9 protein-coding genes and 4 tRNA genes are annotated in these 15,302 nt (G+C 62.5%); 4 read left to right on the forward strand and 9 right to left on the reverse strand.

Annotated features, from left to right (window positions below; all coding sequences use genetic code 11):
• Entirely contained in the window at positions 1-873 is an 873-nt protein-coding gene (gene panB / locus FHW92_RS21110; RefSeq protein WP_168605255.1) for a 3-methyl-2-oxobutanoate hydroxymethyltransferase, read from the reverse strand.
• 190 nt (positions 874-1,063) lie between these two features.
• Between panB and FHW92_RS21115 the strand changes: the two genes are divergently transcribed.
• Positions 1,064-2,590, forward strand: coding sequence for an amino acid permease (locus FHW92_RS21115; protein ID WP_168605256.1), 1,527 nt, complete (start codon positions 1,064-1,066; stop codon positions 2,588-2,590).
• A gap of 57 nt (positions 2,591-2,647) precedes the next feature.
• Here FHW92_RS21115 and phoB read toward each other — a convergent pair whose 3' ends face one another.
• From phoB to FHW92_RS21130, 3 genes are all read right to left on the reverse strand, one after another.
• Positions 2,648-3,337 (reverse strand): phosphate regulon transcriptional regulator PhoB, encoded by a 690-nt coding sequence (gene phoB, locus FHW92_RS21120; RefSeq protein WP_168605257.1) that lies wholly within the window; start codon positions 3,335-3,337, stop codon positions 2,648-2,650.
• Positions 3,338-3,356: 19 nt separating this feature from the next.
• Positions 3,357-4,037 (reverse strand): phosphate signaling complex protein PhoU, encoded by a 681-nt coding sequence (phoU, locus tag FHW92_RS21125; protein ID WP_168605258.1) that lies wholly within the window; start codon positions 4,035-4,037, stop codon positions 3,357-3,359.
• A gap of 120 nt (positions 4,038-4,157) precedes the next feature.
• Positions 4,158-5,465 carry an ATP-binding protein gene (locus tag FHW92_RS21130; RefSeq protein ID WP_168605259.1) on the reverse strand — a complete coding sequence of 436 codons (1,308 nt, stop codon included), beginning with the start codon at positions 5,463-5,465 and terminating at the stop codon, positions 4,158-4,160.
• Positions 5,466-5,887: 422 nt separating this feature from the next.
• Between FHW92_RS21130 and FHW92_RS21135 the strand changes: the two genes are divergently transcribed.
• Entirely contained in the window at positions 5,888-11,323 is a 5,436-nt protein-coding gene (locus tag FHW92_RS21135; protein WP_168605260.1) for an autotransporter outer membrane beta-barrel domain-containing protein, read from the forward strand.
• Between the two features lie 114 nt (positions 11,324-11,437).
• Here FHW92_RS21135 and FHW92_RS21140 read toward each other — a convergent pair.
• From FHW92_RS21140 to recJ, 5 genes are all read right to left on the reverse strand, one after another.
• Positions 11,438-11,512 (reverse strand) — tRNA-Glu (locus FHW92_RS21140).
• A gap of 19 nt (positions 11,513-11,531) precedes the next feature.
• A tRNA-Glu gene (locus FHW92_RS21145) sits at positions 11,532-11,606 on the reverse strand.
• Between the two features lie 28 nt (positions 11,607-11,634).
• Positions 11,635-11,709, reverse strand: a tRNA-Glu gene (locus FHW92_RS21150).
• A gap of 28 nt (positions 11,710-11,737) precedes the next feature.
• Positions 11,738-11,812: transfer RNA gene (locus FHW92_RS21155), tRNA-Glu, on the reverse strand.
• Between the two features lie 131 nt (positions 11,813-11,943).
• Positions 11,944-13,650, reverse strand: a complete 1,707-nt coding sequence (gene recJ / locus FHW92_RS21160) for a single-stranded-DNA-specific exonuclease RecJ (RefSeq protein ID WP_246870340.1) — start codon at positions 13,648-13,650, stop codon at positions 11,944-11,946.
• A gap of 280 nt (positions 13,651-13,930) precedes the next feature.
• Here recJ and FHW92_RS21165 point away from each other — a divergent pair, with 280 nt between their 5' ends.
• Both FHW92_RS21165 and FHW92_RS21170 read left to right on the forward strand, forming a co-directional pair.
• On the forward strand, positions 13,931-14,677 hold the full coding sequence (locus FHW92_RS21165) for a hypothetical protein (protein WP_168605262.1): 747 nt from the start codon (positions 13,931-13,933) through the stop codon (positions 14,675-14,677).
• Positions 14,662-15,285: an AHH domain-containing protein gene (locus tag FHW92_RS21170; protein ID WP_168605263.1), complete on the forward strand. Its 624-nt coding sequence runs from the start codon at positions 14,662-14,664 to the stop codon at positions 15,283-15,285. Before FHW92_RS21165 ends, FHW92_RS21170 begins: the two co-directional genes overlap by 16 nt.
• The last annotated feature ends 17 nt before the right edge of the window (positions 15,286-15,302 follow it).

Genomic DNA, 15,302 nt, shown 5'->3' on the forward strand with positions numbered 1-15,302 from the left:
TCAGGCTTTGGGCTGATAGGTCTGTTCGATGCCGGGGAAGCTGCGGCCGCGCACCTCGGCGGCATAGTCGGCGGCGGCCTGTGAAATCAGGCCCGCGACATCGGCATAGCGTTTGACGAAACGCGGCACGCGCTCGAACATGCCCAGCATGTCCTCGGTGACCAGTACCTGTCCGTCGCATTGCGCCGAGCCGCCGATGCCGATGGTGGGGCAGGCCACCGCCTTGGTGATCGCCACGGCCAAAGGTTCGACCACGCCTTCCACGACGATGCCAAAGGCCCCGGCCTTGTCCAGAGCGCGCGCATCGCCCAGGATCTTTTCCGCCTCGGCCTCGCTGCGCCCGCGTGCGCCATAGCCGCCCAACTGGTTCACCGCCTGCGGCGTCAGGCCGATATGGCCCATCACCGGAATGCCGCGCTGAGAGAGAAAGGCCACGGTTTCAGCCATCGCCGCGCCGCCTTCCAGCTTTACCCCCGCGCATCCCGTTTCGCGCAAAACCCGCGCGGCGGTTTCAAATGCCTGCTGGGGCGAGGCTTCATAGGTGCCGAAGGGCAGGTCGACGATGACAGCGGAATGCCAACTGCCGCGCACCACTGCGGCGCCATGGGCCACCATCATGTCCAGCGTGACGGGCAGCGACGAGGGCAGGCCATAGATCACCTGACCCAGCGAATCGCCCACCAGCAGCAGGTCGCAATGCGCGTCCAGCAATTGCGCCTGACGCGCGGTATAGGCGGTCAGCATCACCACAGGCTCTGCGGTCACGCCGTCCTTCTTGCGCTGTCGGATGGCCGGAATGGTCAGCCGGCGCATCGGCGTGGGGGTGGGGTTGGCGCGGCTGGTGGCCGTATCGATCTGAAAGGTCGTAGACATAAGGGCGCTTCTAGCCCGGCGCGGGGCATGGGGTAAAGCGCCATCGGTACGCGCCATCAATGCGTGACTCTGGCGCCGCGACAAGGCAAGATGGATAATCCACCGGTGGACTACGCATAATCCGCCCTTGCGAATGTTGCGCGATCCGTTAATTTTCTTGCCCATTGCTTATTGCGTTCAGGGGAACTGCATGTTCGGTCGCGTCAAGCCGTTGGATGCCATATTGGCCACGGCTGAGAAAAAATCACTTCATCGCTCTCTGGGCGCCTTTCAATTGACCATGCTGGGCGTGGGCGCGGTGATCGGGACGGGTATTTTCGTTCTGACGGCCGAGGCCGCGCAAAAGGCGGGGCCGGGCATGATGCTCAGCTTCATTATCGCCGGTTTTGTCTGCGCCGTGGCCGCTCTGTGCTATGCCGAAATGTCCAGCATGGTGCCGGTGTCGGGCTCTGCCTACACCTATTCCTATGCGGTGATGGGCGAACTGGTGGCATGGATGGTGGGCTGGGCGCTCATTCTGGAATATGCCATTGCGGCGGGTGCCGTGTCGGTCGGCTGGTCGGGCTATATGATCGGCTTTGTGCAAAATACCTTCCATATTACGGTCCCCCTCGAACTGGTGCGGGGACCATTCGACGGGGGTATCATCAATCTTCCCGCGATGCTGATCGCGGCGATCATCACCGGGCTGCTGGTGCTGGGCACCAAGGAGAGCGCGACGGTGAATGCCGCGCTGGTGGCGATCAAGATCGTTGCCCTTTCCATGTTTATCGCGCTGACGCTGCCGGTTATCAAATCGGGCAATTTCAAGCCTTTTGCTCCGCTTGGCTTTACCGGTATTTCGGGGGCCGCCGCCTCGATCTTCTTTGCCTATGTCGGCTTTGACGCGGTTTCGACCGCGGCCGAGGAAACCAAGAACCCCCAGCGCAACATGCCGATCGGCCTGATCGGCAGCCTTGCCATCTGCACCATCTTCTACATGCTGGTGGCCGCAGGCGTGATCGGCACCGTGGGCGCACAGCCCGTTTTCGGCGCGCATGGCGAAGTGCTCTCGCCCGGTACGGCCGCGCTGTCGGACGCCTGCAAGGCGCTCAATGAAAACGCCGTGGTCTGCTCCAAGGAGGCCTTGGCTTGGACGCTGCGCCAGGTGGGCCATCCCTTCGTCGGCTGGCTGGTGGGCGCAGCGGCCATTCTGGCGCTGCCCTCGGTGATCCTGATGATGATGTTCGGCCAGACCCGCATCTTCTTTGTGATGAGCCGCGACGGGTTGCTGCCCGAATTCTTCTCCAAGGTTCATCCCAAGTTCCATACGCCCCATGTCATCACCGTGCTGACGGGTGTGTTCGTGGCGCTGTTTGCCGCTTTCTTCCCGGTGGGCCTGCTGGCCGACGTGTCGAATTCGGGCACCCTGTTCGCCTTTGGCGCGGTGTCGGTGGCGGTGATGGTGCTGCGCCGGACCGATCCCAATCGTCATCGTCCGTTCCGCACGCCGGGCGTCAACATCGTGGCGCCCATCTCGATCGCGGGCTGCATCTATCTCTTCATCAGCCTGTCGAAGGCCACGATCAGCCTGTTCCTTGGCTGGGGCGTGGTCGGGCTCTTCGTCTATTACTTCTACAGCCGCAGCCGCAGCCATGTCGGCCGCGGGCTGGTTGAAGTGCATGAGGACGACAGCGATGCGCCGGATCTGCCGGTGCCGCCGATGCCGGGCGCATGATATAAAAAAGGGCGGCCCTTTTGGAGCCGCCCTTTTTGATTCAGGGTTTGGCGGGGTTCAGACCGCTTCGAGAGCGTAACCTGCCGAACGCACCGTGCGGACCGGGTCCACCGCGCCTTCCAATTCGATACCCTTGCGCAGGCGGCGGATGTGGACGTCCACGGTGCGCAATTCAATATCGCTGTCCGTGCCCCACACCGCGTCGAGCAATTGCCCGCGCGAGAAGACACGGCCGGGATGTTCCATGAAGAATTTGAGCAGGCGGAACTCGGTCGGCCCCAGCGCGAGAATCGTGCCCTTGCGCGTCACCTTATGCGCGGTGGCGTCCAGCGTCAGGTCGCCCACGGTGATCTGTTCACCCGCCAGCGCCGGGCGGATGCGGCGCATGATGGCCGAAACACGCGCGATCAGCTCGCGGGGGCTGAAGGGCTTGGTGATGTAATCATCGGCCCCGGTTTCAAGGCCGCGGATCATATCGTCCTCGGCCCCGCGCGCGGTCAGCATGATGATGGGCACATGGGCGGTGGCCTTGTCGCGGCGCAGGCGGCGGCAGACCTCGATTCCGCTGGTGCCCTCGATCATCCAGTCGAGCAGGACCAGATCGGGCGCCTCCTCGGCGGCCAGCAACAGCGCCTCGTCGCCATCGGGCGTGGACAGGACCGTATAGCCCTCGGCCTGAAAACGGAATTCCAGCAGTTCCGCCAGCGCCGGATCATCTTCTACCAGCAAGAGCCGGGGTTGTTTCATGGGTGCCCCCTGTTAACGTTCAGTTTTCCGGCCGTTCCAGCCGGTCGACCACATATTCGGCGGTGGCCGCGTAATAGACCTGTTCGGCAATATTGGTGGCGTGATCGCCAATCCGCTCAATGTTGCGCGCGATGAACAGCAGATGCGCGGCCGAGGTGATGGTGGAGGGATTCTCCATCATGAACGAGACCATGTTGCGGAAAATGCTGTCATAAAAGGCGTCGACCCGCGCATCGCGCTCGATCACGTCCACCGCCAGCGCAGGATCGCGCGCGGCAAAGGCGGTCAGCACATCATGCACCATCTCGCCCGCGATTTCGGCCATCGCGGGGATCAGCGTCTGGGGCTCGGAATTCAGCCGCCCCTCGATCCGCGACACGCGCTTGGCGATGTTCTTGGCATAATCGCCGATGCGTTCGAGAATACCCGCGATCTTCAGGGCGGCCAGCACCTCGCGCAGATCGTCGGCCATGGGCGCGCGCAGGGCGATGATCTTGACGGCAAGCCGATCAACCTCGGCCTCAAGCCGGTCGATCTTCTTGTCGCGCTCGATCACCTGCGCGGCCAGTTCCTGCGAGCGCTTCGTCAGCGCTTCGACGGCTTCGCCAATCGCCAGTTCGGCCAGACCGCCCATTTCGGCGATCAGCCCACGCAGCGTGGTGATTTCCTCGTCAAAGGCTTTGACCGTATGTTCTGCCACTGGACGCAATTCCCTGTTCAAGCTGTGATGGAATGATCGTCACATACATGTCACAAAAGGCAACATCCATGTCCGTTCCAACCAGCCTTGAAAGCGCCATGCATCGCTTTCATGACAGGACTATGACGAACTTGTGACTTTTTGCTCTTTGGCCGGGATCAGCGGCAGGCGCACGGAAACCTTGGTGCCCACGCCCACCTTGCTGGTAATGTCCAGCTTGCCGCGATGGCGTTCGACCACATGTTTGACAATCGCAAGACCAAGCCCGGTGCCGCCCGCCGCCCGGCTGCGGCCCGGATCGGTGCGATAGAAACGCCGGGTCAGATGTGGCAGATGGTCAGCCGAGATGCCCGCGCCCCGGTCTGTGACCAGAAATTCGGCCATGCCGCGCGGCGCATGGGTCAGCGCGACCGTCACCGGTTGATCCGCGTCGCCATATTTCAACGCATTGTCGATCAGATTGCGTAGGACCTGCTCGATCTGCTTCACATCGCCGGCGACCTCGAACGGCTCATCGGGCTTGACGAATTCGACGCGGGCCGGATTGCCCGGCGGCGGCGCAAATTCGCCCACCACCCGCGCGGCCAGCGGCGTCAGATCAATCTGCGAGGTTGGCGCATCATGCTTTTCCGCCTCAAGCTGCGATAGGGACATGAGATCATTGAGCAGCGCCTGCATCCGCCGCGCCTCACGCAATACCGTGCCCAGAAAGCGCTGCATCACCGCGCCATCCATCTTGCCTACGCTCTCGCTGATCGTTTCGACATAGCCGATGACCGAGGAGAGGGGGGTGCGCAATTCATGGCTGGCATTGGCGACGAAATCGGTGTGGGCGCGGCTGATATCGGCCTCGGCGGTGCGGTCGCGCGCCTCGATCACCCACAGGCCGGGATAGACCGGGCGGCGCGTCAATTGCCACAGGCTGCCGCTGCGGGTCAGGCCTCGGATGCTGGCAGTGGCGGTTTCATCATCGGCGCTGTCCAGAAGGCGGATCGCATCGGGATGGCGCAGCGCAATGCGCGGGTCCTGCCCCAGAATATGTTCGCCCAGAGCCGAACGGGCAGCCGCATTGGCGTCGATGATTCGCGCCCGGTCCACCAGCATCATCGGCGCGCCCGTGCCCTCCAGCGCCGAAATCAGCGCGCGCCGCACCATATGGCCCTGTTCAAGCTGTTGCTGGCGGGCATTGCCCTCGATTTCGCGCGGGGCGTCCGGTTCGGCCTGATCGCTGCACCACCACCACACAGCCAGCAGTGAAAAGGTCCAGAACGCCCCGGTCAGAGTCACCATCAGCAAGCCCGCTCCATCCAGATAGAGCAGCAAAAGCGTCAGGAATTCGAGGATGATGGCAGGCCAGGGTAGCTTGCTGTCGCGCATTGCTCGGATCGTCCATTCCTTGGCGCCTGCATCAGGCCAGACGCTCGCCATCAGCGCATGGGGAAGGCGTATGACAGTTTTATGAAACCGCCAAGCATTGAGCGCAAGAATAGCGCGAAACATCAAGCCGGTGGCAAATTCTCTCGGCACAGGGGCGGGATGGGATGGCGGTGTCCATGGGCGCGGCTCTCTGCGCCTGACGCCTCATTGTTCGCAAGGCGGCGCTGCCCCGGCATTTTGCCCTGTTGCGCAGGCTCGGCGCGGGTGAAGGCCGGTCATCGCCTCGGGCAAAGGCGGCCGTGGCAGCAGGAAAGAAGATGGCCATAAAATCTACGGCAATGGTCAGGCAGGCGGCGGGCGCGTAGGCTGGATGTTTGCGGTTTATAAAAAATATTAATTTTTGAACAATTTGTAATGACTCTATTCTATACGCATAATACCATAGTCCCGCACAGCAAAGACAGGGGCAACTGGTGATCCAGAACAGTAATGGCCGTCGCTCGTATCGAGCGGCGCTTTTCGTCGCGCGTATCAGCCTTGCCGCTCTGGCCGTGGGCGCCCCGGTTCGGGCGTGGGCGGAATGTTCGCCCAGTCCGAACCCGCAGCTCACGGATATCACCTGCACCGGCACCACCACCAATGGCGTAACCCTCACCGCCTACTATGCCCCGCTGACCGTGGTCAGCGATGCCACGGTGACGAATACGGGCGCCTCGGCCATTACCGTGGCGATCCCCTCGCCCAATGGGTACTATTCACGCAATGCCGTCATTACCGTGAACGGCATCGTGACCGCCTATGGCGCGCCGGGCATTGCCGTGACCTCGGGCACGACCTTGGTCAGCACCTACGATTTCAGCGGCACCTATGCCTCGATCAGCGTCGCCCCGACAGGCATCGTTTCGGGCACCACCGGCATTGCCCTGACGCAGAGCCCCGGACCCTATTCGATCTATTCCCCCACCAGAGTAATGGTTTACAACGAAGGGACTATCAGCGGCACGAGCGGCGTGGCCATTTCCACCAGCGGCAATTATGCGAGGCTCGATTCAATCATCAACACCGGCACCGGGACGATCGGCGCCATTGCGGCCCGTTTCGGCCAGATCCATAACAGCGGCACAATCGAAGGCGGCAGCCTCTCCGCGATCAGCCAGGGCAACGTCGACAGCAATTATCTGATCTCCAATAATTCCATCATCCATTCCGCCAGCAACGCCGCCACGATCAGCATCGCCTCCGCGCAGTCCGCCTCTTTGAGCAACACGATCATCAATTCGCACGTGATCGCCAATGACGGCGCGGGCGGCGCGATTTACTCCGGCAACTATCTGACCATAGAAAACGATGCCGGCGCAACCATCGCCAGCAAGGGCGCGGCCACCATTGCCAACGGCTCCTCCCTGGCGTTGAACAACCTGGGGCTCATCACCAATACCGGCGGTGGAATGGGCATCATCGGCTCCAATGTGTCGATCAACAATTATTTCCTGGGCACCATCAATGCTTTGCCCGGTGCCGATGCGATCTCGGTCTCGGGCAAATTGACGCTGTCGAACACCGGCACGATCAACGGCAATATCGTGACCACATTGGGCATGGACGGCGCGATGCTGGACTCCTCGGCCGGCACGATCAACGGCAATGTCCTATTGGGCCCCGCGGACGATACGGTGGTCGCCAATTACGTGAATGGCGCATTGGTGACCGGGATCAACGGCACGCTGGACGGCGGCGCCGGCACGAACTTGCTGCAGGTTAATTTCCTGAAAAATGCCGAACTGTCGAATGCTCTGACGCTGCCCACGAATTTTTTCGTGATGAATGCCAATGTGGCTTCGGGCGCAACGGTCACCCTGGGGCAGGGCTTTACCGCCTATAATGGTCTTGGCATCAATGGCGCGGGTTCGCTGGTGAACAAGGCAACGCTGTTCGGCACGATCCAGATCGGCGCGCAGGGCTCCAGCCTGGCCTCTTTCGTCAACGATGGCACGATCATAGCCAACGGCACCGGCGTCTATGACCAGAACGCCAAGAGCCTGAGCAACACCGGCGCGATCCTCTCGCTGGGCGGAACGGGGCTGGTGCTGACCGAAACCAACGGTACCCCCAATACCAACAACACCAACAGCGGCGCCATCACCGGCGCCACGGTCGGGGCCAGTCTCTTTGCCTCTTCGCTGGTCAACACCGGGACGATCAGCGGCGCGACCGGTGTGCTGCTCGATATGAATTCGTTCATCGACAATCGTGAGGGCGGCCTGATCATGGGCTCCACCGCCGCGATATCCAGTCTTTCCACCTCCGCTCTGGTGTCGGTGGCCAATGCGGGCACGATCAACGGCAATGTCAATCTTCTCTCGCCTGCGCCGTCCTATTACGGCTCCTACAACAAATATTGGGCCAAGACGGGCGGCATGCTCTACGGCAACCTCACGCTGGGTTCGGGAGATGCGCTGATCACCACCATTTCGGGCAGCGGTACCAGTGGCTATGCCGGGATCAACGGCACGGTCAGCGCGTCCAATTCGGTGCTGCGCTATGACGTGACCGGCAATGAAAGCGCGACGCTGGCCATGCGAAGTGGTTTCACCAGCCTTGGCTATCAGGTCGCAGGCGGCGCGGCGCTGACGCTGAACACGAACGGCGCCTTCGGCTCCACGGTCAATCTGGCGGGGCAGGGCAATGTGGTGCTCAACGGCACGATTGCCGCCACCAACGCGGTGGCGATACAGGAGGCCGCCGTCATGCAGCCCGGCATGACCACCCTTCCGACGGCGCTGACCATAACGAATAATGGCGCGCTCTCGATGACGCTGCAAAACAGTCCGTACTGGCCCGGATATGGGTCTGTTTTCCTGCAATCGAGCAATGTCATCAACAATGGCAAGATCAGTTTCACCGATCTCAACAACAGCGCCACCATAATAGCGGCGGTGTATACGGGCGGCGGCGTGACCAATAACGGCACGATCACCTCGAATGTCGGCTATGGGGTGCGCGCCTCCACACTTACGAACAACGGGACCATCACCGCAGGCAATTCGGCGGTCGTCATCGGCACCAATACCGTCAACACCACCGCCTCCATCACCAACAGCGGCACGTTGACCAGCACCGCAAGCGCGGCCATCACCAACGACAGCAGTTACAGCCCATATTACATGCTGACCAATCTGGCGGGCGGTACGATCACCGGCTTCGGCGATGCGATCCGCACCGCGGGGGGCACGATCATCAATTCGGGCACGATCAACGGCAACGTCAATCTGAACTACTGGGCGTCCAGCTTTTACAACATGCCCGGATTTTATGTTGCCAAGGGCGGCACGATCAACGGCAATCTGAACTTTGGCAACGCCGATGACTATCTGGTGGAGACCGGATCGGGTTTCGGCGTGACGGGCACGATCAACGGCGGGGCAGGCGTCAACTGGATCGGCCATCAGCGCAGCGGGACGGCCACGGTGTCGCTGGGCGGCGCGCTGCTTCCCGGCTTCACCAACGAATTCACACTGGCCTCAGGCGCTTCCTCGCAGGTCACGATCACCGGGCCGTCGGGCTATACGGACACTATCTATGTCGGCGGCGACGGCGCGATCATCAATCAGTTGGCCACGACCGGCATGGTTTCCTCGTTCAACTTTTCTGCGCCGACTTTTCCGCGCGCTCTGGACGGATTTCTCGGCAGCTTCTCCAATCGGGCTGATGTGGGCCGCCTGTTCCTGCTGACCTCCGCCTTCGACAATTCGGCCACTATCGGCACGGTCTATCGGGCGGAGAGCAACCTCACCCTGTTTACGAACAACGGTTTCTCATTCAGCAACAGCGGCGCCATTCTCAATTCCGGCGGCGCCTCATCCGTGTTTTTGCGCGGCATGACCGTGGGCAACAGCATCATCGCCAACAGCGGCACAATCATTGGCGGGATCGACCTTTCGATGACCGGCGCGGCGGGCTCCACCCTTGCGATCAACAATTCGGGCACGATCAACGGCTATGTGCGATACAGCAACGGGTTCGACCCTGTCACAAACGCCTTCATTCAGGTGATCACCAACAATGCCATGCTGATTTCGCTTTTGGACCAACAGCGGTTCAGCCTTGCCAACAGCGGCACGATCACGGGCGACATCATTCTTAATGGCGGGGACATGTCGGTGGTCAACACCGGCATGATCCGGGGCAGCCTGGCCACCGGGGCGGGCAATGACGCCATCGCCATGAACGGCGCGTTTTCCGGCAGCATCAATGGCGGCGCGGGCATCAACACGCTCTCGGTCAATGGCGGTTCGCAGGCGGCCCCCGTCGCCTTCGCCTCGGTGAGCAACATTGCCTCGATGACCCAGACGGGCGGCTTTGCCACGGTCTCGGGCATCGGCACCTTTGGCAGCGTGATGATGACGGGCGGGCGGCTGGTGGGGCTGGCCGGATCGGTGATGAATGCGGACAGCTTTACTGTGGGGGGCAACGCCACTTTCGGTTCGGCGGGCGCGGTCAACGGCAATGTCGTGGTCAACGGCACGCTGAGCCCCGGCGCTTCGCCCGGCACCATGACAGTGAACGGCAATGTGACGCTGAACGGGGGATCGACTTCGCTGTTCGAAATTACGCCCACGGTTTCGGACAAGCTGATCGTCAACGGCAGGCTGACGATCCTGCCGGGCAGCACTTTGCAGATCGCCGCCTCTGCCCCGGTGAAGGTGGGCACAACGCTCAACCTGATCAGCGCGAGCGGGGGTGTTACAGGAACCTATGACACGGTGACGGGCATCACCGGGGCGGTTCGCAAACTGGCCAATGGCGATATGGGGCTGTTGGTGCAATTTGCCAATCCGGCCAATTATACGCCGCAGGTCCGCAATACGATTGCCTATGTCAACAATGCCATGGCTGCGAACAGCGCTCCGGCGGCCCTGTTCCCGGCGCTTTCGGCGCTTCAGGACGGCAATGCCGCGCCGATCGCCTCGGCCTTTGCGCAATTGACGCCCGAACCTTATGCCGACGCCATGCAGATCGGCGCAGAAACCGCCCTGTCGCAGGCGGCGGCCTCGCGCTCCATGGGTGAGGGCGAGGTGAACGGGACGCCGCATCTCTTCGGCTTTGGCCAGATGCTGGGCAGCCTGCGCCAGTTCTCCGGCAATCAGGCGCAAGGTGTGAGCTCGGCCACGACCAATGGCTTTGGCGTGCTGGGCGGACTGGGCGTTGCCGGGGGCAATTATGCCGCTTCGGTCTATATGGGCTGGATGGATCAGGATCAGTCGGTCGCGATGCTGGGCGCTTCAACCAAGGCGCGCGGGGTGATCGGCGGTGTGGCGGCGCGCTTTGGCGAAATCACCCGGCTCACCCTTTCGGCCAATTACGACAGGGCCTTGGCCAAGACCCGCCGTTATGTGCCCGGCGCCGGGACGATCATGAGCAGCTATTTGCTGCCAAGCTGGTCTTTCGACGCCTCGATCAGCCATGCGGTGCCTCTGGGCGGGGGATGGGTCGTCCGCCCGCAGATCGGCACGACATGGGTCATTACCAAGCGCGGCGCGATTGATGAGGTCAGCCCTCATCCCTTTGCCCTGTCTGTAAACGCGGCGAGGATGGTGCAGGGCTTTGTCGATGCGGGGCTGAGTTTCGAAACCGCACCTGATGCGGCCGGGCCTTGGCGGCGCTTCCTGACGCTGGGCGCGCGCTATCGGGCCGAGGGCGGCCAGGCCGATGCCACGGCGGGGCTGGCGGGCTATACGCCCGGTCTGACGGCGCTGGGCGTGGGGCGCAACCGGCTGGATGTCACCATGGCGGCGGGCGTCGAATACAGGCTGACGCCGGGCGCCAGCTTTTTCCTTAACGCCACGGGCGAACTGGGCGTTGCGGGCAAGCGCGAAAGCGTAACGGGCGGGGTGCGTTTCCGGCTGTGACCGATAGCTATGGGGAGAGCTTTATGCTCTTCCCATCATCGCAGGATGCGCCCGGCCTGACCTCGCAAGGGTACCTTGGCGCGGGCTGCGCAGGTGCTGCATGGATGGAGAGAATGGTGACCCCTACGAGAATCGAACTCGTGTTTCAGCCGTGAGAGGGCCGCGTCCTGACCGCTAGACGAAGGGGCCGATGGCTCTGATTTACAAGTGGTGACCCCTACGAGAATCGAACTCGTGTTTCAGCCGTGAAAGGGCCGCGTCCTAACCGCTAGACGAAGGGGCCATCCTTGAAGCCAAGGCAGGCTATGTAATGGTGACCCCTACGAGAATCGAACTCGTGTTTCAGCCGTGAAAGGGCCGCGTCCTAACCGCTAGACGAAGGGGCCGACCTTGAAACCAAGGTAAGCTATGCAATGGTGACCCCTACGAGAATCGAACTCGTGTTTCAGCCGTGAAAGGGCCGCGTCCTAACCGCTAGACGAAGGGGCCAACCTCGGCTTGCGCCTTGGTGAGGCCGCGCATTTATGGAGAGGGGGCCGGTTGGTCAAGTCACAAAACGCGTTACTATCGGAAAAAACGCAAAAATTATCATAAATCTTGAAATATCAGCGCTTTGATTGTTAACCGGCCCATGCCGCATCATCGACATGCAATTCGGCGGCCCGACGCGGTCCCCAATCGTCGATTCGTGCCCGCCCGGCCAGCCACAGCTTGCGCCCATGATCGCCATGGATCAGCGTCTGGCCCATTTCGGTCTGGGCCGCGCGAAAGGCCATCGCCTTGAAACTGGCGCCATCTTCGCCCCGCACGATCATGCGCAGGTGGTCCGCACCCACCACATCGGCCTTGACCACGCGCACCGGCCCCACCGCCACGCGCGGCCCCGGCCATCCCATGCCATAGGGGCCCGCGCTCTCCAGCAATTCGACCAGTTCGGGCTGCAGCCCGCGCGGCGCCACGGCCAGATCGAGCAGCAGCGATTGCGCCCCCTGCGCCCGCCCGACATCGCCCGCCAGACGGTCGTCCAGCCACTGCGCAAAATCCTCCAGCCGGTCCTGCGCCACGGTCAGGCCCGCCGCCATCGCATGGCCGCCGCCCGCCACCAGATAGCCCAGTTCGCGCGCACCAATGATCGCCGCGCCCAGATCGACGCCCGAAATCGAGCGGCCCGAACCTTTGCCCACGCCATCATCGTCCAGCGCGATCACCAGCGTGGGCTTGCCGGTCTTTTCCTTGATCCGCCCCGCCACGATGCCGATCACGCCGGGATGCCATCCCTTGCCCGATACCACGACCACGCTGCGGTTGCCCTGCCGCTCCACCTGCGCCTCGGCGGCCTCCTGCACGGCCATTTCAATGGCGCGGCGCTCTTCGTTCAACCGCGAGAGCTGGGCGGCGATCTCGCGCGCCTCCTCGGCGTCCTGCGTGGTCAGCAGGCGCACGCCGAGCGTTGCCTCGCCCACGCGGCCGCCCGCATTCACCCGCGGCCCCAGCGCAAAGCCGAGATCGGTGGCCGTAGGCGCGCGGTTCAACCGGCTTGCATCGATCAGCGCGGCCATGCCGATATTCTCGCGTCGCGCCATCACCTTCAACCCCTGCGCCACCAGCGCCCGGTTCAGCCCATGCAGCGCGGCCACATCGGCCACCGTGCCCAGCGCCACCAGATCGAGCAGCGCAAACAGATCCGGCTCCGCCCGCCCGGCAAACCATCCCCGCCCGCGCAGCACCCGCACCAGCGCCACGCCCAGCAAAAAGGCCACGCCGACCGCCGCCAGATGGCCATGCGCCGCCCCAATGTCGCTTTCATCCAACCGGTTGGGGTTTACCAGTGCCAGCGCCTGCGGCAATTCGGCGCTGCATTTGTGGTGATCGACCACGATCACCTCCACGCCCGCCTGCGCCGCCATGGCCAGCGCTTCATGCGCCATGGCCCCGCAATCGACCGTCACGATCAGTTGCGCACCCTCGGCCCCCAGACGCACCAGCGCCTCGCCGGTGGGGCCATAGCCTTCGAGCAGGCGGTCGGGGATGTAATGGCGCGCGTCATGGCCCAGCATCCGGATCAGCCGGATCAGCAAAGCCGCGCTGGTTGCCCCATCCACGTCATAATCGCCGTATATGGTGATCGCCTCACGCCGTTCGATGGCGTCGGCCATGCGCCGGGCGGCCAGTTCCATATCGCGGAATTCGGACGGATCGGGTAGAAAGGCGCGAAGTGTGGGCGCGCGGTGACGGGGCAGATCCTCACGCGCAACGCCGCGGGCGAGAAGCAGTTGGGTGATGATGTCATCGCTGAGCCCGCCCGAGGCGGTCTGCGCCATGTCCATATTGCCCCCGCGCCAGCGCCAGGCCTTGCCCGACAGAGAAGATTCGGGGCGGATCCATTGTGTCAAATCTGCATGCATAATGGAGGGGACTAGACCATCTTTCGCCCGACAGAAAGGGTAGGGGATTTGTTAAACATGGAGCATACATAAGATGATACGAATGTTGCCCCGACGTTGTTCCATTTTGGTTATAATGCCCGGGACTCGACGTCATGAAACGAAAAATGCCATACGTCCTTTGTGACGCCATTTTTTTGGAGGCCATAGCGCGGTTGAATTGATGACAGTTCCGTCCCCCACATCCTCCGCTTTTTATGTCCAGTTTCCGCAAGGGCGTACGCCCAAGGCGCAGGCGGTGCTTGATCTTTTGGAGCAAGCTGCTGATGCTGCACGGGTTTTTACGGTCTCGCACCGGCCAAAGGACGATGATGACTGGCTCGAATTGCTGTCCAGCGGTCTGACTTTCGATGTGTCCGGCCTGTCCGGGGCCGGGGCCGCGCCCGAGGTGGCGACGCGCTATGGTGTGGCGGCGGACACCGATCTGGATCATTCGGCATGGCTGCGCCTTGCCCCGGGCGAGCATCTTTCCGGCGGGGGCAGCCAATTGCCCGTGGTCCAGGTGATGGCCGGGGTGGTGCTGGGCCTGCTCGATCTGCCGGGGGCGATGGGGGTGGCATGGGGCCCGGCCCGCACAATCATGAGCGCTGAGCATTTCCGGCGGATCGTTCCGGGCTGGCTCAAGGGCGGTGCCTTTCCCGCATTGGGCCTGACGGCCTTGGCGCGCGATGGGGCGGGCAACGTGGTTAGTGAGGGGTTAAGTTTTTTTGCTGGACTCGAACTGCGAATCGAGCCACTCCTTGCCAAACAGCCCGGCTTGGCTGGCAAGGTTGCCGTAAGACTTATCCACAGTTTGGTGGACGGCTGGACGGTGAAGGAGCCCGTTGAAGTTGAAGGGCCGGATGGGGAAATTCTCGGGGTAACTCCCGAGGAAAATGGAAAAATTCTTCGGGTATGTCTAGCACGCTGACGAAAATCGTCGCCACAGTGTCGCCAGTCGCGGGGCTTGGCCCCATACCCTCGGCAAGGGCGGCGCTGAGCCATATTCGTCATCGGGCTCGTCCGTCTTTGCCCTTCCGCGCTGTTAATCAATCGGACAGCCCCGATTACGACCCCGAACTGCAGCGCCACCACATTCTGCCCAAACAATTGCTTTCTCAGCGCTGCTTCGGGCCGATGTTCGATACGATCGGGCGCGACCGGGTGGGGTTCGACGATTTCCGGCGTAATGGTCTGTTGCTGCCTGCCCATGATTCGGCGGCGATCAAGCTGGCGCTGCCCATGCATCGCGGGCCGCATCGGGATTACAGCGCCTTGGTGATGGAGCGCGTGGGCCAGGTTGAGGCGCGATGGGCCGGCATTCGCGGCAAGACGCCCGAAGTGGCGATGGTCGAGGCTGTTCAGCGCCTGACCTTACTGCAAAAGGCTCTGCGCCGTCGCCTGCTGCGCCCGCAGGCCAAGCCGATGGTGTTGAACCGTTACGATCCGATGCAGCGCCATGTCGATTTTACCGAACTGGACGCAATGGTCGATATGCTCTGGCCCGATACGCAGGAATTGGCGGATCTGGGGCTGTAATCGCGCCCGCCTTGGGC

This window comes from Novosphingobium sp. SG707 (assembly GCF_012275515.1).
Classification (GTDB): Bacteria; Pseudomonadota; Alphaproteobacteria; order Sphingomonadales; family Sphingomonadaceae; genus Novosphingobium.